This window comes from Campylobacter blaseri (assembly GCF_013201895.1).
GTDB lineage: Bacteria > Campylobacterota > Campylobacteria > Campylobacterales > Campylobacteraceae > Campylobacter_B > Campylobacter_B blaseri.
Genome location: NZ_CP053841.1, coordinates 1,131,151 through 1,152,725, shown reverse-complemented (window position 1 = coordinate 1,152,725; position 21,575 = coordinate 1,131,151). Strand labels below are relative to the sequence as shown.

General features: G+C 27.0%; 24 protein-coding genes. 21 read left to right on the top strand and 3 right to left on the bottom strand.

All coding sequences use genetic code 11. The features are described 5' to 3' along the window. Nucleotides 1–39: 39 nt before the first annotated feature. The 4 genes from CBLAS_RS05885 to CBLAS_RS05870 are packed head-to-tail and all read left to right on the top strand — an operon-like array spanning nucleotide 40 to nucleotide 3,892. Complete coding sequence (locus CBLAS_RS05885; RefSeq protein ID WP_106871813.1) at nucleotides 40–1,245, top strand: M48 family metallopeptidase; 1,206 nt, start codon at nucleotides 40–42, stop codon at nucleotides 1,243–1,245. Beyond that, complete coding sequence (gene prmC, locus CBLAS_RS05880) at nucleotides 1,232–2,038, top strand: peptide chain release factor N(5)-glutamine methyltransferase (RefSeq protein ID WP_106871811.1); 807 nt, start codon at nucleotides 1,232–1,234, stop codon at nucleotides 2,036–2,038. Before CBLAS_RS05885 ends, prmC begins: the two co-directional genes overlap by 14 nt. After that, nucleotides 2,031–2,681, top strand: coding sequence for a uracil-DNA glycosylase (locus CBLAS_RS05875; protein WP_106871809.1), 651 nt, complete (start codon nucleotides 2,031–2,033; stop codon nucleotides 2,679–2,681). The genes prmC and CBLAS_RS05875 overlap by 8 nt, the downstream gene beginning before the upstream one ends. After that, complete coding sequence (locus tag CBLAS_RS05870) at nucleotides 2,678–3,892, top strand: hypothetical protein (RefSeq protein WP_106871807.1); 1,215 nt, start codon at nucleotides 2,678–2,680, stop codon at nucleotides 3,890–3,892. Before CBLAS_RS05875 ends, CBLAS_RS05870 begins: the two co-directional genes overlap by 4 nt. A gap of 9 nt (nucleotides 3,893–3,901) precedes the next feature. On the opposite strand, the gene CBLAS_RS05865 is transcribed toward CBLAS_RS05870, so the two are convergent. The 3 genes from CBLAS_RS05865 to CBLAS_RS05855 are packed head-to-tail and all read right to left on the bottom strand — an operon-like array spanning nucleotide 3,902 to nucleotide 5,664. After that, a complete protein-coding gene (locus CBLAS_RS05865; RefSeq protein ID WP_106871805.1) occupies nucleotides 3,902–4,300 on the bottom strand; it encodes a YbgC/FadM family acyl-CoA thioesterase in 399 nt (132 codons plus the stop codon). Nucleotides 4,301–4,302: 2 nt separating this feature from the next. Next, nucleotides 4,303–5,130, bottom strand: a complete 828-nt coding sequence (locus CBLAS_RS05860; protein WP_106871803.1) for a glycosyltransferase — start codon at nucleotides 5,128–5,130, stop codon at nucleotides 4,303–4,305. A gap of 42 nt (nucleotides 5,131–5,172) precedes the next feature. After that, nucleotides 5,173–5,664 (bottom strand): DUF4149 domain-containing protein, encoded by a 492-nt coding sequence (locus CBLAS_RS05855; protein WP_172658189.1) that lies wholly within the window; start codon nucleotides 5,662–5,664, stop codon nucleotides 5,173–5,175. Between the two features lie 189 nt (nucleotides 5,665–5,853). Between CBLAS_RS05855 and rpmH the strand changes: the two genes are divergently transcribed. The 17 genes from rpmH to gmhB all read left to right on the top strand — a co-directional run bounded on the left by rpmH (nucleotide 5,854) and on the right by gmhB (nucleotide 21,569). Further along, the gene (rpmH, locus tag CBLAS_RS05850) at nucleotides 5,854–5,988 is read left to right on the top strand and encodes a 50S ribosomal protein L34 (protein WP_004277342.1); all 135 of its coding nucleotides are present in this window, start codon (nucleotides 5,854–5,856) and stop codon (nucleotides 5,986–5,988) included. Then, on the top strand, nucleotides 5,976–6,311 hold the full coding sequence (rnpA, locus tag CBLAS_RS05845) for a ribonuclease P protein component (protein ID WP_106872055.1): 336 nt from the start codon (nucleotides 5,976–5,978) through the stop codon (nucleotides 6,309–6,311). Before rpmH ends, rnpA begins: the two co-directional genes overlap by 13 nt. After that, the gene (gene yidD / locus CBLAS_RS05840) at nucleotides 6,308–6,646 is read left to right on the top strand and encodes a membrane protein insertion efficiency factor YidD (RefSeq protein WP_106871801.1); all 339 of its coding nucleotides are present in this window, start codon (nucleotides 6,308–6,310) and stop codon (nucleotides 6,644–6,646) included. The genes rnpA and yidD overlap by 4 nt, the downstream gene beginning before the upstream one ends. Continuing rightward, nucleotides 6,646–8,223 carry a membrane protein insertase YidC gene (gene yidC, locus CBLAS_RS05835; protein ID WP_106871799.1) on the top strand — a complete coding sequence of 526 codons (1,578 nt, stop codon included), beginning with the start codon at nucleotides 6,646–6,648 and terminating at the stop codon, nucleotides 8,221–8,223. The genes yidD and yidC overlap by 1 nt, the downstream gene beginning before the upstream one ends. Next, nucleotides 8,220–9,026 (top strand): Jag N-terminal domain-containing protein, encoded by an 807-nt coding sequence (locus CBLAS_RS05830; protein ID WP_106871797.1) that lies wholly within the window; start codon nucleotides 8,220–8,222, stop codon nucleotides 9,024–9,026. The genes yidC and CBLAS_RS05830 overlap by 4 nt, the downstream gene beginning before the upstream one ends. Next, nucleotides 9,023–10,348 carry a tRNA uridine-5-carboxymethylaminomethyl(34) synthesis GTPase MnmE gene (mnmE, locus tag CBLAS_RS05825; RefSeq protein WP_106871795.1) on the top strand — a complete coding sequence of 442 codons (1,326 nt, stop codon included), beginning with the start codon at nucleotides 9,023–9,025 and terminating at the stop codon, nucleotides 10,346–10,348. The genes CBLAS_RS05830 and mnmE overlap by 4 nt, the downstream gene beginning before the upstream one ends. Nucleotides 10,349–10,398: 50 nt before the next feature. After that, nucleotides 10,399–11,280 carry a lysophospholipid acyltransferase family protein gene (locus CBLAS_RS05820; RefSeq protein ID WP_106871793.1) on the top strand — a complete coding sequence of 294 codons (882 nt, stop codon included), beginning with the start codon at nucleotides 10,399–10,401 and terminating at the stop codon, nucleotides 11,278–11,280. Between the two features lie 9 nt (nucleotides 11,281–11,289). Next, nucleotides 11,290–13,041 (top strand): lipopolysaccharide heptosyltransferase I, encoded by a 1,752-nt coding sequence (gene waaC / locus CBLAS_RS05815; RefSeq protein ID WP_106871791.1) that lies wholly within the window; start codon nucleotides 11,290–11,292, stop codon nucleotides 13,039–13,041. A gap of 196 nt (nucleotides 13,042–13,237) precedes the next feature. Further along, nucleotides 13,238–13,969 carry a protein kinase family protein gene (locus CBLAS_RS05810; RefSeq protein ID WP_106871789.1) on the top strand — a complete coding sequence of 244 codons (732 nt, stop codon included), beginning with the start codon at nucleotides 13,238–13,240 and terminating at the stop codon, nucleotides 13,967–13,969. A gap of 132 nt (nucleotides 13,970–14,101) precedes the next feature. After that, complete coding sequence (locus CBLAS_RS05805; protein WP_157940028.1) at nucleotides 14,102–15,361, top strand: O-antigen ligase family protein; 1,260 nt, start codon at nucleotides 14,102–14,104, stop codon at nucleotides 15,359–15,361. A gap of 211 nt (nucleotides 15,362–15,572) precedes the next feature. After that, nucleotides 15,573–16,298 carry a polysaccharide deacetylase family protein gene (locus CBLAS_RS05800; RefSeq protein ID WP_241517604.1) on the top strand — a complete coding sequence of 242 codons (726 nt, stop codon included), beginning with the start codon at nucleotides 15,573–15,575 and terminating at the stop codon, nucleotides 16,296–16,298. Next, nucleotides 16,295–17,044 (top strand): glycosyltransferase family 2 protein, encoded by a 750-nt coding sequence (locus tag CBLAS_RS05795; RefSeq protein WP_106871785.1) that lies wholly within the window; start codon nucleotides 16,295–16,297, stop codon nucleotides 17,042–17,044. Before CBLAS_RS05800 ends, CBLAS_RS05795 begins: the two co-directional genes overlap by 4 nt. Then, nucleotides 17,022–18,026, top strand: coding sequence for a glycosyltransferase family 9 protein (locus CBLAS_RS05790; protein ID WP_241517603.1), 1,005 nt, complete (start codon nucleotides 17,022–17,024; stop codon nucleotides 18,024–18,026). The genes CBLAS_RS05795 and CBLAS_RS05790 overlap by 23 nt, the downstream gene beginning before the upstream one ends. Beyond that, nucleotides 18,019–19,068, top strand: a complete 1,050-nt coding sequence (locus CBLAS_RS05785; RefSeq protein WP_106872051.1) for a glycosyltransferase family 4 protein — start codon at nucleotides 18,019–18,021, stop codon at nucleotides 19,066–19,068. The genes CBLAS_RS05790 and CBLAS_RS05785 overlap by 8 nt, the downstream gene beginning before the upstream one ends. Next, nucleotides 19,065–20,132 (top strand): hypothetical protein, encoded by a 1,068-nt coding sequence (locus CBLAS_RS05780; RefSeq protein ID WP_106871781.1) that lies wholly within the window; start codon nucleotides 19,065–19,067, stop codon nucleotides 20,130–20,132. The genes CBLAS_RS05785 and CBLAS_RS05780 overlap by 4 nt, the downstream gene beginning before the upstream one ends. After that, the gene (locus CBLAS_RS05775) at nucleotides 20,119–21,066 is read left to right on the top strand and encodes a glycosyltransferase family 9 protein (RefSeq protein ID WP_106871779.1); all 948 of its coding nucleotides are present in this window, start codon (nucleotides 20,119–20,121) and stop codon (nucleotides 21,064–21,066) included. Before CBLAS_RS05780 ends, CBLAS_RS05775 begins: the two co-directional genes overlap by 14 nt. Continuing rightward, a complete protein-coding gene (gene gmhB, locus CBLAS_RS05770; protein WP_106871777.1) occupies nucleotides 21,063–21,569 on the top strand; it encodes a D-glycero-beta-D-manno-heptose 1,7-bisphosphate 7-phosphatase in 507 nt (168 codons plus the stop codon). The genes CBLAS_RS05775 and gmhB overlap by 4 nt, the downstream gene beginning before the upstream one ends. The last annotated feature ends 6 nt before the right edge of the window (nucleotides 21,570–21,575 follow it).

Genomic DNA, 21,575 nt, shown 5'->3' with positions numbered 1-21,575 from the left:
TTACTATTATTTTACATGATAATAAACAATGGAGAAGCAATGTTAATATTTTTAATATCGGTATTTTTAGTATATACAATGATAAAAATTTCATTAGAAATTTTAGAGATAAGTTTTATAAATGAGGAATCCAAAAAAGATGCAGTTATTTTAGACGATAAAATCTATAAAGAGGCTGCTAAAATTTCAGTAACAAATAAGAAATTTGAGATAACTACTTTGGTTTATGATTTTATACTCACTGTGTTTTGGCTATCTTTTGGCTTAAAACTACTCTATACTAAGATAGTTTTAGATGATACAATAGTTCAAAATTTACTATTTGTAATGAGCTATATAGTAATCTCATCTATCTTAGGACTACCATTTGAGATATATTCTAAATTTATAAAAGATAAAAAGTTTGGTTTTTCTACGATAGATAAGAAAACATTCATTTTAGACTTTATAAAAGCATTTAGTTTAACTATAATTTTTGGCTCTTTATTTGTGTATTTGATACTTTTATGCATTGAGTTTTTGGGCGCTTCGTGGTGGATTTGGGCAGCAGTTTTGTCCTTTGTTATAATCTTAATTATAAATTTCATATATCCAACTATCATAGCTCCTATGTTCAACAAGATGAAACCATTAGAAAACAAAGATCTTCAAGATGGTATTGAAAGCTTAATGCAAAAATGTGGATTTAAAAGTAGTGGAATTTTTACTATTGATGCAAGCAAGAGAGATAATAGGCTAAATGCCTATTTTGGTGGACTTGGAGCTTCAAAAAGAGTGGTTTTATTTGATACATTGATACAAAAATTAAGTATAAATGAAATTTTAGCAGTACTAGGTCATGAGTTAGGGCATTTTAAAAATAAAGATATAATTAGAAATTTAGTGTTTGCAAGTGTTGGCATTTTTATTATGTTTTTAATTTTTGGAAATTTACCATTTAGTGTATTTGAATCAGCTGGAATCGCAAAAAGTGGAGGAAGTATCATTATAATGTTAATGGTTTTAAGTCCTATTTTATCGTTTTTTATAACACCTATTCAGTCATCTATAAGTAGAAAATGTGAGTTTAAAGCCGATGAGTTTGGAGCAGAAATTCAAGATAAAGATGATATGATAAGTGCTTTGAAAAAATTAGGTAGTGAGAATAAAGCTTTTCCAAAATCACATAAAATTTATTCTAATTTTTACCATTCACACCCAACACTATATGAAAGAATTACACAATTAGAAAATGACAATATTTGAGGCTTTTAAAAAAGCTAGTGAGGAAACAAGCTCAAGAACCGTAGCTAAAGAACTTTTAAAATTTGTTTTAAATACTGATGAGTCTAATCTAATTTTAAAATTTAATGAAAAACTTAAAGATGAAAAAGAATATTTTAAACTTATTGAAAGATTTAAAAACTCAGAGCCACTTGAATATATAGTTGAAAAGGCAAGCTTTTTAGATAGAGAGTTTTTTGTAAAAAAGGGAGTATTAATACCTAGGTTTGAAACTGAAATTTTAGTAGAAAAAACTTTAGAGATTGCCAAAAATATTAAAAATCCAAAAATTTGTGAGATAGGTTTTGGAAGTGGGATTATAAGTATAAGTTTAGAAAAAGAGCTTCCTAACAGTAAAATTATAGCAAGTGATATATCCACTAAAGCACTTGAAGTTGCAAAGGTTAATGCCAGTAAGTTTAATAGCAAAGTTAGTTTTATAAAGTGTGCATATATGGATAAAATAGATGGAAATTTTGATATCATAGTATCTAATCCACCATATATAAAAGAGGATTATAAGCTTGATAAATGGGTTAAAAATGAGCCTGATATGGCACTTTTTGGTGGTAAAGATGGACATGAAATTTTAGAAAATATAATCATACTTGCAAAAAAACGAGCTAAATATCTAGCTTGTGAAATAGGATATGATCAAAAAGAGATTTTATCAAATATCTTGGATAAAAATGGTTTTGTGTATGAGTTTTATAAAGATTTAGCAGGTTTTGATAGAGGGTTTGTAGCTATGAATAAAAGGGAAAATTTTGAGTGATAATATATTTTTGATACAAAGACTCCAATATTATAAAGCTTTTGGATATAAATACATTGATGATAATTTTATAAATTATAAACACGATAATAACTTTGAAAATATAGAAAAGCTGCAAAATGCCTTAAAATGTTGTGAACTTTGTGCTTTTTCAAAAAATAGAAAAAATAGCATATTTTCAAACAATACTTCAGCTAAATTAATGGTTATTTTAGAAAACCCTACATTTAAAGAAGATGAGAGTGGAAAACTTTATAGTGGAGAGGTTTCTATAAAATTAAGAGAACTTTTGTTAGAATATAGTGGATTAAAAGAAGATGAGATTTACACTAGTTTTTTAATTAAATGTAAAACTCCTAAAAATGTAACCATAACAGAGGAGTCTGTTATGAAGTGTAGCCCATATCTTTTTGAAGAGATAGATAAGATAAAACCTAAGGTTATATTGACTATGGGCGAGCTTTGTTCTAAAATAGTTTTACAAGATAGTGATTTACCAAGTTTAGATATTAGCCATGGGTCTGTGTTTAAGCTTAACAACTCTTTTTTAATTCCGGTTTTTGATATGGATTATATTGCTAAAAATCCAAGTAAAAAAGATGAATTAATAAAAGATTTAGAAAAGATAAGAGAGTTAATATGAGACAAATTTTAATTTTAATATGTTTAGTACCAATGTTTGCATTTGCTAAAGTTCAGAAAATTTCAGATATTCCACCTGCAAGTATTAATTACATAGATATAGAGCATGGAAACTGCGATGCTAACTGTCTTCAAAATTTAGTTAATAGCGGAATGGAGTTTAGTTTTCTATCTAGATTTAAAGAAAGCAATGCAAATAATTTCTTATCAAATTTATATGCAAAACTAAGCGGAAATATAAAATCTTTAATTGCTTTTGGTGGTTTAGATGGTGGTTCAAAAAATAGCTCAAACTCTGTGAAAATTGCTGTTTTAATTCCTCAGCAAGTGATAAAAGGGTATTCGCATGTAGTTTCTGATGCTATATTTTCATATGTAATATCTCAAAACATTAATGCAGATATTAAGTTTTATCTTAGTGGAAATGAAAGTTCAGCCTCTTTAAGAAATGCTTTATCACAGATAAAAAGAGATGGAATTTCTCTTGTAGTAGCTCCACTTACTGTTAATGGCGCAAGATATATAGCAAGCAATTCAGACCCTAATACATTCTTTTTTATACCGACTTTAAACTATAGCTCGGTTGGCTCTAGTAGTGGGAATATCTTTTTTGGTGGTATTAGTTATGAGGATCAAGTAAGAGAGCTTTTAAACAAATCCTCATCAAATTTAATAATCTATCACGATGGAAGCTATTTAGCAAAGACGCTAAATGGATATGTTGAAATAAATTCAAATAATGTAATTGCAAAAAATATGGTTGATAATTCAAAAAGAGCTCTTTTTGATACTATAGATGAGAAATTTAATGAGAGTGATGTTTTTTTAAATTTACCGCTTAGCAAGACTGAATTTGTAATAAATGAGATTAGTATAAATAAAGCAAAACCAAAGGCATATCTAACAACTCAAATCAACTATGCACCAAAGCTACTTACCTCAATAGAATATGGAAATAGAGAAAACTTATACATAGCTAATTCTATATCATATATACCTAGTGATATTTCATCTACTGCTAGTTTACTTGGTTTAGATATGGAATATAATTGGGTTGCGTATTCAACTGCTATAGGGATTGATTACCTTTACTCAACATATTCAGGAGCTAATAAGCAAAGAGTTTTTGATGAGCAAATTTCTGGTGCCGGGATAAGATATGATACAAAAATATATAAAACAACTAGATATAAATTTATTCCAATAAACTAGGGTAGAGCGTTAGCTAATTTTATTTAAAAAATCAATTATATCTTTATCCATTTTAGCTGGTTTTTTATCTAACACAAATGCTAATTTGATATCTGCATTAAAAACTAATTCAGGCTTATTTAGCGGTTTTTCAATACTTGCAATCCTATAGATGTTTTGCTCTATTATAATACTTGCTTTTTTAATTTCTTTTGCTTTTGATTTAATCTCTAAGATATCGCCTAAAAAAGCTGTTTTAATAAATTTAGCATTTATAGAAGTTACTACAAAATGCCTATTTTTTGTAAAAGCTTGTATATTTGAGCTAAAAAATAGTTCACTTCTAGCTCGTTCACAAAATTTTATAAAATTTGCATGATAGACAATGCCTGCTGCATCTGTATCTTCATAATAAACTCTTAATTTCATAACTATTTCCTTAGTAATTTGTATATACATTTAACCATATTTTTTGGTAAAATTCTAACTATAAATCTTATAGTAACATTTCTTATAAACTCAAATATATTTATAAAACCAATTTCCAAAAGTTCTTTTTGAAACCTTAATTCATATAGTGCATATTTTAAACCCTTTCTTCTTTTTAGTTGGCTAAAGCCTGCTCTCATATCAACAAGAGGTTCTTGAATATTATAAAATTTTGCTCCATTTATTATCATTCTTGCCCATAAATAGTAATCTTCAAACCATAGCATTTTTTTATATCCACCTGCATTTTTAACAACCTCTTTTTTGTACATAGTTGCTGGGTGATTTAGTGGATTTCTGCTTTTTGAAAATTTTATAATATTTTTATGAAATTTGGGAACTTTTTTATAAGAAACGATATTTGTCTCATCACCATCAAATTCTCTTGCCCAAGAACTGCATATATCAATATCTTTTTCTTTAAATATTTCTATCTGTTTTTTGAATCTATCGGGCATTGATATATCGTCTGTGTCCATTCTGGCAACTAAATTAAAACTACATTCTTTTAAGCCAATATTTAAAGCATCACCAAGTCCAAGGTTTGATTTAAGTGCTATTACTTTTAATATATTTGGAATTTTTTCTTGCCATATAGATATTACTTCATCTAATTTTGCAGTTAAAGGGCCATCTTTAACTAAAATGATTTCATCTGGTTTTAGCGTTTGGTTATCCCAAATGCTTTGCATAGCCTTATTAAAAAATTCAGGAGTTTCTTTATAATATATAGACATTAAAACTGAAAATTTAGTTTTAGGATTGCTCATTTTGACTATCTTTTTTAAAATTCAATATGTTTTTAGTTTTAATTAATAGTTTGATTTGTTTTTAGGAAATCTTATGAAAAATAAAATAGTTTGAGCTATCATCATAATTTTCATAGACCACTCGCTTGCTTTATGGATTTGATTAAATTCACTACTTTGAATAGTTGCTATTTCGCCTAATTTTTGAGCTTCCAAGATATAGCTTGTAAAGTAAAAAATAAATAAAAGTGCAAGAGCTAAATTTATAGAAGCTAGCATAAAAGTTGAAAATCTAATGTTAAAATTTTCAATTTTATTTTTAAAAAAGTTTATAGTTTCATATAAAAAAGCCAATACAGAAACAGCAATTAACACATAATTAAGCTTAACAAATATTGCTGACATCATTTGTCCGCTTTGAAAATGGGTTAAAACACCATCTCCTATCAAATTTTGCGGGAAAAATATAACAGGTGCTACAAATGCACCAGCACTTATCTCCATACCAATTAACATGGCTAGTAAAAACATATATATATTTAAAATACTCTTCATAATTACCCTTAATAGTAGTTTTAGTTATTGTACTAAAAAGTATTTTAATAATAGTTTATTTTTTATATAATAGGGTTTTGATTTATAAAATATTGGATAGGGTGGTGTTGTATAGTAGATATCTTATCTATTTTTAAGTGAGAATAAGATAAAATCTTCTTTCTGTATTATTTTTAAAAGGAAAACAATATGAAAAGAACATATCAACCACATAAAACTCCTAAAAAGAGAACGCATGGTTTTAGAGTTAGAATGAAGACCAAAAACGGTCGCAAGGTTATCAATGCAAGACGTGCAAAAGGTAGAAAAAGATTGGCTGTCTAGGTAATTTTGCCCCAATTAATGAGGCAAAAGAATTTAAATATATTTATGAAAATGCAAAGAAGTGGCATTGTGAATGTGCTGTAGTTTATTTTCTCCCATTTAATGAAGATAAATTTACAGTTGTAGCAAGTAAAAAAGTAGGAAATGCAGTCAAGAGAAATCTATCAAAAAGACTTATTAGAGCTGCTTTTTTAAGTTTCAAAGACGAGTTAGAAACTGGCAAATATATAATAATAGCTAAATCTAAGATAGGCGAACTAAAATATGATGATATTTGTAAAAATTTAAAATGGTCATTTAAAAAGATGGGCGCTTTAAGATGAAAAATATTTTTATATCTTTGATTAAATTTTATAGACTCTTTATCTCTCCACTATTTCCTGCAACTTGCAGGTATTATCCAACTTGTTCAGAATATGCCATGATTAATTTTCAAAACAGCTCTATTTTTAGAGCTATTTTTTCAACTTTTTTTAGAATTCTTAGGTGTAATCCGCTATTTAAAGGTGGTATAGATTACCCTGTTATATATAAGAAATTTTCTAAAATAACATTTTTTTATAGACCAAATATATCTAAGATATATTTTTGGTATGTGCCTTTAAAAAAGGATAAATATTATATAATTAAATCATTAGATTTTAAAAAGGACAAATAGTGTTAGACGATCTTTCAATTCAAAAAAGAGCTATTATAGCCACTCTTTTGGCATTTATTTTTTTTATAGGGTATGATCATTTTTATCTATCAAAGTTAAAAGTAGCCCCAGAACAAAATCAAACAACGAAGCAAGCTATGCAAAATAGCGCTCCAGTAGCACAAGGCAAAGCACAAAGTATAGAACAACCTAAAGTAGATTATACTAAAAAACCCATAGTAAATATAAAATCAAAAACATTTGAAGCAAGCATAGATGAGCTTGGTAGGATTAGTGCTTTTATACTAAAAGATGCAATATATAAAAGCGATGAAGGTGTGTCTTTTAATTTAGTAGATCCTAGTTTTTCACCACTTCCTTTAGAGATTAGATTTTCAGATAGCGAGTTAAATAAAAAAGCGTTTGAAGCACCATATAGCACATCTATTTCTAGTGCGGATTTAACTACTGGTTCAAAAACGATTGTTTTAACTCAAGAGTTAGGCGATATCACTATTGTAAAAACCATTAAATTTAATTCAAATGGAAGTTATGAATTAGATGTTAAATTAAATAAAGATGTTGAGTATTTTATAACTCCAGGAATGAGACCAAATATAATAGTTGACTCATATACAGTTAATGGATTACTTCTTAGAGATAGTGAAGACAAGTTAGAGATTATTAAAGATGGTAAAGTTGAAAAAGGTGGCGAGGATTATTCGGGTATAGATATTGCAGCTGCTTTTGATAGATACTATACAACTATATTTTATAATTTTGACAAGCCTTTTGATGTTGTTGCAACACAGCATTCAAATAAAGTAAACCAACTTTTTGTCTTAGCAAAAGGCTCTTTTAAAACAAATGGTTTTATAGGACCTAAAAACCAAGAATTGTTAAAAAGCATAAGCCCAGAGCTTACCGATGTAATTGAATACGGGTGGTTTACATTTATAGCAAAACCAATGTTTTCGTTTTTAAGTATTTTACATAACTATGTAGGTAACTGGGGATGGGCAATTGTAATTTTAACTCTTGTCATAAGGCTAGTGCTATTTCCTTTAACATATAAAGGCATGGTATCTATGAATAAAATGAAAGATTTAGCGCCAAAGATAAAAGAAATTCAAGCAAAATATAAAAATGAACCGCAAAAAATGCAAGCTCAGGTAATGCAACTATATAAAAAGCATGGTGCAAACCCAATGGGTGGATGTCTTCCTATATTGCTTCAAATTCCTGTGTTTTTTGCTATTTATAGGGTTTTATTAAATGCTATCGAGCTTCAAGGCGCTCCTTGGATATTTTGGATACAAAACCTTGCTATAAAAGATCCTTATTTTGTGCTTCCTATAATAATGGGTATATCAATGTTTTTACAACAAAGACTAACACCTACTAATTTTACTGACCCAATGCAAGAAAAGATAATGAAATTTCTACCTTTAATATTTACATTTTTCTTCATGACATTCCCTGCGGGTCTTACTCTTTACTGGTGTGTTAACAACTTATGTTCTGTAGTACAGCAATTGGTCGTTAATAGAATTTTTAAAAAAGATAAAAAAGAAGCTATATTGGAGAAAAAGCAATGAGAATAGAAGCAAAAAATTTACAAGAAGCAATAACTAAAGCGGCTGAAAAACTTGGTTGTTCTGTTGTTGATTTAAAAATTGATGTTGTGCAACATCCAAGTAATGGAATATTTGGCTTTTTAAAGAAAAATGCAATAATAAATGCCAGTTTTGGCAAAGATGAACAAAAAATATCTAAGACAAAAGATGTAAAAGAAAAAAATATTAAAAAAGATAGCTCTAAAAAAGTTGAAAAAAAGCAACAAGATTTGACAAAACAAGAAGAGCTTGATACTATCAAGAAACCTAGTAGATTAAATAGGACTAATAATAAAAAATCTAAAAGAAAAGAACCAGTAAATATAGAGCTAGTCTTATCATCTATTGATAAAGAGATTAAAGATCTTTTTTCAAAAAGCATATTTGAAATAGAGGTCGTAGAGATATCTAAATTTGATGATAGAACTATATATGTAAAACTTGATGGTGAGGATGCTGCTCTTTTAATAGGAAAAGAGGGAGCTAGATACAAAGCCATCTCAACCTTGCTTTATAATTATCTGAGTTTAAAATACGGTCTTTATGTAAGGCTTGAGATATCACAATTTTATGAAAATCAAGAAAAGATGATAGCAAATTATCTAAAAGATATATTTGAAAAAATTGACAATAATGGAAAAGCACAAACTAGACCCTTGGATGGAATTTTAATTAAAATTGCCTTAGAGCAACTAAGAGAGGCGTATCCTGAAAAATACATAGGTGTTCGCTCATCTAAAAATGGAAAATTTATAGTTATAAACGATAAAATTAAAAAGCAATGAATGATACTATAGTAGCCATAGCAACAGCTCACGGAATAGGTTCAATTTCAATAGTAAGGCTTAGTGGAAAAAATGCGTTAAGCCTAGCTTTAAAACTTATAAAAAAAGATACACTAATTCCAAGATATGCCACTTTTTCTAAAATTTACTCAACTGTGGGTGAGCTTGTAGATGAGGGTATAATTATATATTTTAAAGCACCAAATAGTTTTACAGGTGAAGATATAGTTGAATTTCAAACACATGGCGGACTTATAGTAAGTAATTTTATCCTAGAAGAGCTTATAAAGCTTGGTGCTAGACTTGCAAACCCAGGCGAGTTTAGTAAAAGGGCATTTTTAAATGGCAAAATGGATTTAGCTAAAGCAGAAGCTGTTCAAAGCCTTATAACATCTAGAAGTGAAGACGGTATAAAGATACTAGCAAGACATCTAAAGGGTGAATTAAGTAGCTATGTTAACTCTCTTAGAGATGAGCTTGTTACAACTCTTGCTTATGTTGAAACTTGTATTGATTATGCTGAAGAGGATCTTCCTTTAGATATTTTAGAGCAAACCAAGAGTTTGCTTATTGAGAACTATAAAAAACTAAATGAGATAGTAGAGATTAGCGAACAAAGAAAAGGGCTTATTGAAGGTTTCAAAGTTACAATTATAGGCAAGCCAAATGTGGGCAAAAGTTCAATCTTAAACTCACTTTTGAAATTTGAAAGAGCAATTATAAGCGATGAAGCAGGAACAACTAGAGATAGGGTAGAGGAAAGCCTTAAAATAGGAACTCATCTAATTCGTATCATAGATACGGCTGGCATTAGAGAGGGTGTTTCTTTAGTTGAAAAAATTGGAATTGAAAATTCAATGAAGGCAGTTGAGGAAGCAGATATTATAATAGCTGTTTTTGATAGTAGTAGAGTAAAAGATGAAGAAGATGAGAAAATTTTAGAAATTTGTAAAAATAGTGGTAAAAAAATAATATATGTTTTAAATAAAGATGATTTGGAGTCTAAATTCAACTACGATTTTGAAGAGTACATCAAAATTTCTGCTAAAAAAAGTTCAAATTTAATAATAGAAACATTAAAAAAGTATCTAGATTCTCAAAACTATGATGGCATAATGCTTAGTTCAACTAGACAAATTTTATCTTCTAAAAATGCCAAAGAAGCACTATATAGGGCAAAAGATCTGCTCAATGAAAATGAGTTAGAGCTTTTTGCATATGAGTTAAATTTAGCAATTATGGAGATATCAAACATAGCAAAACCATATGAAAGAACCGAAATACTTGATGCTATGTTTTTAAATTTCTGTCTTGGTAAGTAGGGTTTAAACATTTTCTAAGTAGAATAAAATAAACTAAACATGGGATAGATATGAAGAAAAAAATTGAATATTTTCTAGTTTTAACTTTGATTAAAATAAGTAAAATTTTACCAATTAAAGCTAATTATTATCTATTTGATAAAATTGGCTCTTTTATGTTTAAAGTTCTTAAAAAAAGAAGAAATGATGCTATTTCAAATTTAAGATTGATATTTAATGATTTAAGCGAACAAGAGATAGAGGATTTAGCAAAGAGAAATTTTAAAAGTATCGCTATAACTGCTTGTGAGTGTTTGCTTTTGCTAAATAAAAAGATAGAAGTTATAGATCTGATTGAAAATATAGAAGAAGCCACAAAAAGTATAAAACAAGCATTTACTGATAATAAGAATGGATTTATAGTAATTGCTGCCCATTTTGGAAATTGGGAAATATTACCAAAATTTGCATCAAAATTGGGTTTTTCACAGTTATTGATATCAAAAAAAGGAAACAATGAGCTAATAGAAGAGAATATAACATCACTTTTTAGAAATGATGAGAGAGTTGAAATTATCGATAAAGAGGGCGCTACTGGCAAGATAATTAAAAGACTTAGAAGTGGTGGAGTTGTGGGACTTCTTACTGATTTAAAAACAAGTGCAAATATGGCAATTATTCCATTTTTAGGAAAAGATGCTATGACTGTAAAAACTGTTGGTACTTTATATGTTAAATATCAGCCAAAAATAGTGCCTTTATTTGCAAAAAGAGTTGCAAGTGGAAAGTATGAAGTGATAGTAAAAGAGTTTCCTGAAATTAAATTAAGTGATGATAAAGAGCAGGACATTATAGACATCATCAAGATGTGTAATGATGTTTATGGTGAGATTATAATGGAAAATCCAGAGCAATGGTTTTGGGTACATAGAAGATGGAAAATAAACGTATAATTAGATATTATGAAAATAGCTATCATTAAACTATCAGCTTTAGGTGATATTGTTCATTCCAGTATAGTTTTACAGTTTATTAAGAAAAATATCCCTAGCTCTGAGATACATTGGATATGCGATGAGAGATTTAGTGGAATTTTAAAAGATCATGAGTATATTGATAGGGTTATATCTTTAAAGCTTAAAGATAAAGAGTTTAGAGATAGCTATACAAGATTAAAAAAGCTTAAAAAAGAGAATTATGATATAGCTATAGATCTTCAAGGGCTTATAAAATCAGCTATAGTAGGCAAAATAATATGTTCAAATTTGGTTGGTTTTGATAAAAATAGTATAAGAGAAAAATTAGCTGCTAAATTTTACAAAGATAACTTTTTTATAGATTACTCTGAAAATATTATTTTAAGAAATTTAAAATTAGTATCTAGAGCTTTAAATTTTAATTTTAATGAAGATGAAATTAAAAACAAAAAACCATGCTTTGCTAAATTAAAAAGAGAAAAACCATATAATAACATTAGTAAAATTTTAATAACAATTGGATCTAGCTGGAAGAGTAAAATATATCCAACCAATTTACAAATTCAACTTATTAATAAATTGAAAAATTATGAAGTATATCTATGTGCAGGAAATAAATACGAGCAAGAGATTGCCAAAGAGATATCTGCAAAAACAGATGCTAAAATTCTAGAAAAAATGGATATTCAAAATTTGGTAACTAAGATGAACGAATTTGACTTAGTTGTAGGTCCTGATAGTGGTATAACGCATATTGCTTGGGCACAAAATATGCCATCACTTACTATTTATGGACCAACTCCAAGTTTTAGAAACAGCTATATTACAGATGTAAATTTAGTAATAGATAGTAGAAAAGATATAAATCCGTTAAATTTAAATAAAGATAGTAATTATATTAACTTGATTAAACCAGATGATATAGTTGTAAAAATTGAAAATATAATGGATTTAGTAGAAAAAAAAGAGCTTAAAGAATTTGTTTTAAATTTAGACATTGAATCGCTAAACTATATATCAAAAATAAAATTTAAAAATAAAATTTATTGGTTAAAAAAGGCTAGACAAACAGGTCCTAGAAAGATTCAAAGCTTTTATTCTAAAATTTTTAATTTTGATATACTTATTTTACCAGAAAAAAAAGATAAAAAAAATTCACTTAACTATGAGTATGAAAAAAATCTCTATTTTTCAAAAAATGGTATAAATGTTCCTAGGATAAGATATAAAAATGATGAATTTTTTATAATGGAAGATAGTGGAAAAACACTACATGAACTGCTAAAAACTTGTAATGAAGATGAGATAAAAAATTTGATAGATTTATCTTTAGAACAACTTTCAAAAATACATAATATTAAAGAGTATCATGGAGGCTCTCAAACTAGAAATTTTACGTATATAAATGATAAGATGTATGTTATAGATTTTGAAGAGAGTTTTGATGCTAAAACTAGGCTTGATGTTTTGCAATTTAGAGATTTTTTGCTTTATTTGCTATCTTTTACTAAGATTAAAAACAAAAAGATTGATTATAGATATATCATAAATAGATATATAGAATTAACCAATAACTCTTTTGTAGAAAAAAAACTACTTAGCTACTCTAAAGCCTTAAAACCATTTTTAAAAATATGCAATATCTCTTTCATAAAAAAAAGACTAGGAAGCGATGTAAAGAATTTTCTAAATCTTTTTAGTGATATTGAAAAACTAGACGATAAAAATATTTTTTAAATTTCAAGTAGTTATTTTAGGTTTTTAATTCAATTTAGTTCTTTATATATCAGTAGATTAAAAGAGTAAAAATAGTAAAATAAGACTAAATTTATGCAAATTAAAGACAAATTTAGTATCTAAATAACATTTATAGAGTAAAATATGCATAAAATTTTGACAATCTATTATAAAATGTAAGATAAAGAAGGTAAAGATGAGATATGAAATAAATAAAGATGATAAAGAGGTTAGAAATTTTATTTTAAATATTCAAGACTATTTTAGTAACAATGATTTAGTAATTCACAAAGCTAGAAACGAGGTTAAAAAAATTTATTATAATGACAAAAACTATATTGTAAAATCTTTTCAAACTCCAAAATTACTTAGAAGGATATATTTTACATTTTTTGCAGACTCAAAGGCTAAAAAATCCTACAAAAACTCCTATAAGATTAAAGAATTTGTTCCAACACCATCAGGATATATTGAATTTTTTAAAAATGGGCTATTGGGGAAGAGTTTTTTTATAAGTGAGGAGTATAAGTATGATTTTACTATAAGAGAACCACTTTTAGATAAGTCTTTTAAGGATAGAGAAAATATATTTAAAGAGTTTGCTCTATTTACAGCGACACTTCATAAAAATAATATCTTTCATAAAGATTATTCACCTGGTAATATCATTATTAAAAAATTAAAGAATGGGTACGAGTTTAGGATAGTTGATGTAAATAGGATGAAATTTATAAAAGTAAGTCCAATAAAAGCTTTAAGCAATTTTATGAAACTTTGGATTGATGATGATGATCTTGCTATTATGTTAAAAGAGTATGCTAAAATTAATAAAATAGATGAAGAAAATTTTGTTAAAAAAGGTTTAAAGGTTTCTAATAATTTTAAAAAAATAAAAAATATTTCAAAAAAAATAAGAGGTAGAAAATGAACTATTTTGATATATTTATTATATAAACCCATTACTTATATTAAGGTTCAAACTATAGTTTTATAATTTGATTGATAAAATATATCATTAAAGATATATTTGTTATAAAAAAATAAATAAAAAGGAGAGATGGTGAGTATAGCATTTAATTTGCAAAAGTCAAATAGAATTAATTTTGAAAAAATATATTATTATTTGATTTTATTTTTAGCTTTTGCATCCCCGCTATCTAAAGCATTAAATAGTTTTAATATTATACTCTTATCTCTTGTTTGGCTTATAGAAGGAGATTTTAGAAGAAAATTTAAGATGATAAAAAGTTCAAATTTGCTTTTATGTCTAATGGCTTTTTTAATACTAATAACGATAAGCCTTACATATTCAAATTTAGAGCTATCACTTGGATATTTTAAAAAATATTGTTATTTACTTTTAATAATTGTAATAGCAACATCGGTAAAAAAAGAGTGGATAGGCAGTATAATTACAGCTTTTCTTTGTGGTATGTTGATAACTGAAATTTATGCACTTAGTCCTTTAGTTTTTGATTTTGAAAGTAGCATTAAGACTTCTAAAATAGATGCTCAATTTTTTAATCCAACTATGCTTTCAATTCAATATAGTATTTTTTTAGCATTTTGTGCAATAATAATAATAGAAAAGATATTTAATATTAAAAAATTAAATTACAAAACTATACTTATGTTTATGTTTTTATGCACTACTTTGTTAAATCTATTTTTATCATACTCAAGAACAGGGCAGCTTATATTTTTTGTTCTTCTTATTTTTTGGACGATATATAGGTTTAAAATCAACTATAAGGCAATAATAGCTCTAGCAATAGCTCTAATTTTGATTTTTGTTCTTGCTTTTAACTATGTGGATAATTTTAAAAAAGTTGTTAAAAAGACAGAAAACGAGATAGCATTACTTAAAAAAGGAAATTTCAACTCTTCAAATGGTATTAGGATTGCTCTTAATATATTATCAATTGAGGTTATTAAAGATAATCCATTTTTTGGTGTAGGACTTGGGGACTATGAAGAAGAGTATAAAAAGCTACTAAAAAAAGATGAATTTGCCTATATGAGTAATATAAGAGGTTTTATTGAAAAAAACAGCCCACATAATCAATATACATTTATAGCTATGCAAGTTGGCTTGATTGGGCTAATGGTATTTTTATTAATTATCTATGAATGTTTTAGGGCTTTAAGAAGGATTGAAAATGAAGAGCAAAGAACTGTTTTTTTGTTTTTTATACTCACTTTTTTAATTGCTTTTTTGACGGACAATCAGCTAACAGGGCAGACAACTAGAACATTATTTATAATATTTATTGGGGTATTTTCAGTTGTGAGCATTAATCATAAAGATGAAAAACATTAAATTATAATAGTTCTTAAAGTAGTATTGAAAAATTTAACTTTTGCAATTATAGATAGATTAATTGTACTTTTTGGGCATAGGCTAATTGTGTAAATTATCTATTTGTAAAAGTTAAGTACTATGAGTTTAATTTAATATATTAAAATTTAAATTACCTTTAAAACCATAAGCAAGGTAGAGGTGAGCGACCTATTTTAATATGAGGTGAAAGATGTTAATTGGTGTTATGTATCATCATGTAAATAGTAATACTTGTAGTAATGATCTATCTATTTTTGAAAAACATTTAGAGTATATAAGCAATAATTATATATCAGTTTTTCCAAGCGATAAACTTTTTACAAATAGCATATGTTTAGTTTTTGACGATGCTTATGCTGATTTTTATTACTATATTTTTCCACTTCTTAAAAAATATAATTTAAAAGCACTTTTAGCAGTTCCAACTAAGTATATAATTGAAACAACGAATTTATCAAAGGAACAAAGACTAAACTATATTCATGATGATTTGCTTATAAATTATCAAAGTGCAACTTGTTGTACATTTGAAGAGTTAGAAGAGATGGTAAAAAGTGGTTTAGTTCAAATTTGCTCACATTCACATTCGCATATAAATTTATTAGAAAAAGGTGTTGATTTTAAAAAAGAACTCCTACTTTCAAAAGAAATTTTAGAAAAAAGACTGGATATTGAGGTTGAATCTTTTGTCTTTCCGTTTGGAAAATATAATCAAGAAATTTTAGAAAAAACAAAAGAGATTTATAAATATGCTTTTAGAATAGGAAATGCGGTTCAAAAAGATTTTAATGGAATAAATGGCGTTATATACCGTATAAAAGGTGATGAATTAAAAAGTGAAGATGAAATTTTCAAACCATTAAGATTATTAAAATACTACATAAAAGGTCTATTTAAGAAAGTGACAAAAAGATGATAAAAGATATTTCAGTTGTTATGATTGCAAAAAATGGGGAGAGAACGATTAGAAAAACTCTTCAATCTTTAAAAGATTTTGATGATGTGGTTGTTTATGATAATGGCTCAACTGATGAGACTATAAAAATAGCTAAAGAGTTTAGTAATGTAAATTTAATAAAAGGCGATTTTTTGGGTTTTGGAAAAACAAAGAAAAAAGCAACACAGTATGCAAAAAATGATTGGATTTTGATTTTAGATGCAGATGAAGTTGTGGATAAAGAACTAATCGAAACATTAAAAAATGAAAAGCTAGATGAAGGCTATGTTTATCTTTTAAATTTCAATGCATATTACAAAGATAGACAGATAAAACATTGTGGTTGGAGTAACCAAAAGATAAAAAGACTTTTTAACAAAAAAATTACAAACTATAATGATAATGATGTTCATGAAAAAATAATTGATGAGAATTTGAAAAACAAGATATTAAAGGGCAATGTAGAGCATTATAGTTATCATAGCATTGATGAGTTTGTTCAAAAAGCAAATGTTTACGCAAGACTTTTTGCAAAAAATAATCAAGGCAAAAAGAAATCAAACCCCTTAAAAGCATTTTTAAATGCTATTTACTCTTTTAATAAAACATATTTTTTTAAGCTTGGTTTTTTAGATGGATATGTTGGCTTAGTTGTGGCATTTTCACATATGGTTACAAATTTTTATAAATACATTATGCTTTATGAAGCAAACAAAAAGTCATAGTATGAATATTTTAATAACTAGACATGATAAAATAGGAGATTTTGTTTTAACTCTTCCTATGATTAAACTAGCTAAAAACAACATCAAAAATGTTAGAATAATTTTATTGGTATCAAAGGTAAATTTTGAATTTGCCAAAGAGCTAGAGTTCGTTGATGATGTTATTTTATATGAAGATGATATTTTAAAACTAGCTAAAAAGATTAAAAAGGCTAAGATTGATGTAAGTATTAGCGCTTTTATAGATACAAAGTTAGGATTAGCTCTTTTTTTAAGTGGAATAAAACAAAGAGTCGCACCAGCTACAAAAATAGCCCAAATATTTTTTAACAAAAGATTAAAACAAAGAAGAAGCAGAGTTGAAAAAAGGGAATTTGAATACAATATTGATCTATTAAAATACCTTTATCCTAATGTAAAGTCATATTTTTCAAGACCTGTTATTAATATGGATAAAAAAAGACAAAAGCTCATATTTGATGAGTTTAAAGCAAGATATAAGATAGATGAAAACAAACAAATTATTTGCTTTCATCCAGGTTTTGGTGGAAGTAGTGATGGGAATTTAAAAATTGAAGACTATGTGAGATTATATAGATCAATTGCTAGTAAAAATATACAAATTGTATTTAGCTTTGGTCCAGATGACAAAAAAAGTTTAGAGTATATTAAAAAATATTGTGGTAATAGTGTTGTGTGTTTAGATAGCAAGTACTCTTTAATAGATTTTTGTTATCTTATATCAAATTTTAAAATTTTTGTTAGTACATCAACTGGTCCTATGCATTTAGCGGGTGCTGTTAATATAACTACATTTTCATTTTTTGGAAGCTCTTTATTTGCTAGTGCCAAAAGATGGGGCAGTATAAATGAACCATCTAAGCAAAACAATTTTTCTATAAATAAAGACTATTTAGAGGAGGACTATATTAAAATTGAACAAGAGTTTAAAAAATTAGTAAGTGAGATTGAAAGTGAGTAAAATTTTAGAAGTGTGCCTATCACCAAATATTGGAGGATTAGAGCTTTATATGAAGGATCTAACTATAGAGATAGATGCACTTGCAGTAGTTGGTAAAAGCTCTAAGCTAAAACACTATTTTGATAATAAAGAGATAAAATATTTTCAAATAAAACGAAATAGCTTTATAAAACTAGCTAAAATAATTGATGAAAACCATATCGATATAGTCCATTTTCATTGGACAAAAGATTTGCCAACTGTAGTTTTAGCAAAGATCTTTTCAAAAACAAAACCTAAAATAGTTCAAACTAGACATATGCATATGACTAGGTTTAAGAGTGATTTTTACCATAAATTTTTATATAAAAATGTAAATGCTATAATAGCAGTAACAAATTTAGTAAAAGAGCAGTTAGAAAAGTTTATACCAAAAGAGATTAGACCTAATATTATAAAATCATACATAGGGGTAAGGGACTTTAAGCCAATAGATAGTAAAAGAAAAGACGAACTTAAAAATAAGCTTGGTTTAAAAGATGAGTTTATCGTCTCAATAGTTGGTAGGATAGAGGAGGCAAAAGGGCAATATAAAGTTTTAGAAGCGGTTGAGAGACTAAGACAAAATGGTGAAAATATCAAGGCTTTAATTGTTGGACATAGTATGGAAGAGAGTTATTTGAAGGATTTAAAAAGTAGATATAAAGATGATATTTTTACAGGTTTTGTTGATAATACCAATGAATATATGCAAATATCTAATTGCTTAGTTTTGGCTACTAAAAAAGAGACATTTGGACTTGTTTTGGTTGAAGCCATGAGATGTGGAATTTGTGTAATAGCCAACAATAAAGGCGGACCACTTGAGATAATAGAAGATGGCAAAAGTGGGCTACTTTTTGATGGTGAAAAACAAGATGATTTAAAAGAGAAAATTTATCTATGTATGAAAGATGAAGCTTTGTTAAAAAGCTTAGCTATTAATGGTAAAAATAGAGCTAGTGAGATTTTTGATGAAGTTAAGCAGTTTAATGAAGTTAAAGGTATTTTAAAGTCAATATGAAAAAAGAATATGAACATTTTATTTGGGATAAATTTTCAGACCAACCTTGCGTGATTGAAAATAAAAAATTTAAAAAAAATGCTAGATTGAAGTATCTATTAGACTATCTAAGACTATTTATAACAACTATTTTTATACTTCCAATATCGCTTTTTTTTATGCTATTTTTAAAAAATAAAAATAAAAAAAGTTCTATAAATTTTTATGGAATAGGTGTAAATTTAGACAAAGGCAACATTCAACAAGACTTAGTTGAGGAGCTTGGTGTAAAAAATCTACTCATTAGAATACCGCTTAGTGATATTGAAAATTTAGACAAATATTATGAGTTTTGTAAAAGTTTCACAAAAAAATCTAAAAAAAATATAGTTTTAAATATTATTCAAAATAGAGAAAATATAGATAACTTAGAGCTATTTGCAAAAAACATTACTTTAATTTTTAATAAATTTAATAAATTTGTATATGAATATCAAATAGCAACTACCATAAATAGAATCAAATGGGGATTTTTTGCACCTTGTGAGTATTTGAGGTTATATAAAATTGCCTATGATATTAAATGTAGTAAATTCCCAGATATTAGACTAATTGGTCCAAGTGTAATTGACTTTGAGTATCACTATGCCATAAGAGCTCTATTTAACTTTTATAATTTAAAATTTGACATTGCAAATGCACTTTTATATGTTGATAGAAGAGGTAGCCCTTTTAACAAACAATATTTATTTTTTGATACATTAAAAAAGGTAAAACTTTTTGCATCCTTAGCAAAACTAAGTCCAAAAACTTCTAACAAAGTCTATATAACGGAGGTAAATTGGCCATTAAAAGATACAGCTCCATATGCTCCAACTAGCCAAAAGGAGTGTGTAAGCAATGAAGAATATTGCAAATATATGTTAGAATATCATAAAATAGTTTTACAAACTGGCTTAGTTGAGAAAGTTTTTTGGCACCAATTAGTTGCTCCAGGGTATGGGCTAGTTGATAATAGAGATGGAAAAGTTATAAAACTTCCGCAATTTTATGCATATAAAGAGATGATAAATGCAAGAGATTAAAAAAATAGCAATAGAAATTCCAAATTGGCTAGGAGATGCTATCATGGCAACTCCTGCCATTGAAAATATAATAAAAACTTATCCAAATTCTAAAATTATTTTAATAGGCTCCTATGTTTCTCTTAAAGCTTTTGAGGGCTATAAAAATATAGAAAAAACTATTATAAACGACACTAAAAAGGCAAAATTTAGATATATTGGGTTGTATAAACTTGCAAAAAGTATTGGAAAAGTTGATTTGGCTATATCGTTTAGAAGATCAATTTCATCAAAGATTATGATGTTTTTTGTAAAAGCATATAAGAAATTTAATTATAAAAGACTTACTAAAAATACAATTCATCAAGCAATTCGCTACAATGATTTTGTAAATTATGCTTTGCATTTAGAGCATAAAACAGGCGATTTGTCTTTGAAATTTATCCCTTTTTTGTATAAAAAACCAACACTTGGTATAAATCCAGGTGCAACTTATGGAAGTGCAAAAAGATGGTACCCTAAAGAGTTTGCACAAGTTGCTACTAATTTAAGTAAAAATTATGATATTGTAATTTTTGGCGGTCCTAATGAAAAAGAGATTGCTAAAGATATTGAAGATGAACTTATAAAAAATGGGGTTTTAAACTACCAAAATTTAGCAGGAAAAACAACTATAAAAGAGCTTTGTGAAAAAATTGCAGGACTTGCTCTTTTTTTAACAAACGATAGCGGTCCTATGCACATTGCAGCAGCTTATAAAGTAACAACATTTGCTATTTTTGGTCCTACAAATTTTAAAGAGACAAACCAGTGGAATAACCCAAATGAACATATAATAACTAAAAATTTATCATGTTCGCCCTGTATGAAAAGAGTATGCCCACTAAAACACCACAATTGTATGAAAAGCATAAAGGCTAGTGATGTTTTAAAAGTTATTAAGGAAAATATATGAAAAAGGCTCTTTTTTTGGATAGAGATGGTGTTATAAATGAGGATAAAGGTTATGTTTATAAAAAAGAGGATTTTTTGTTTTGTGATGGCGTTTTTGAGGCCTTGAAATTTTATAAACAAAAAGATTTTTTAATTTTTATAATAACAAATCAATCAGGTATAGGAAGAGGGTATTACACAAAAGAGGATTTTTTAAAGCTAAATGAGTATATGTTAAATGAGTTTAAAAAAAGATCTATTTTTATAGATAAAGTATATTTTTGTCCTCACTCTCCAGAGGAAAAATGCGAGTGTAGAAAGCCAAAAATCGGAATGATTTTAGAGGCCAAAAAAGAGTTTGATGTAGATTTAAAAAACTCAATTTTAATAGGAGATAAACTCTCAGATATAAAAGCAGGTATAAAAGCAGGTATAAAAAATTTATTTTTAATAGGCAAAGAAAAAGCAAAAGAGTATCAAAATATAACAAGTTTTTATGATAGTATAAAATTTTACAAGAACTAATGTTTT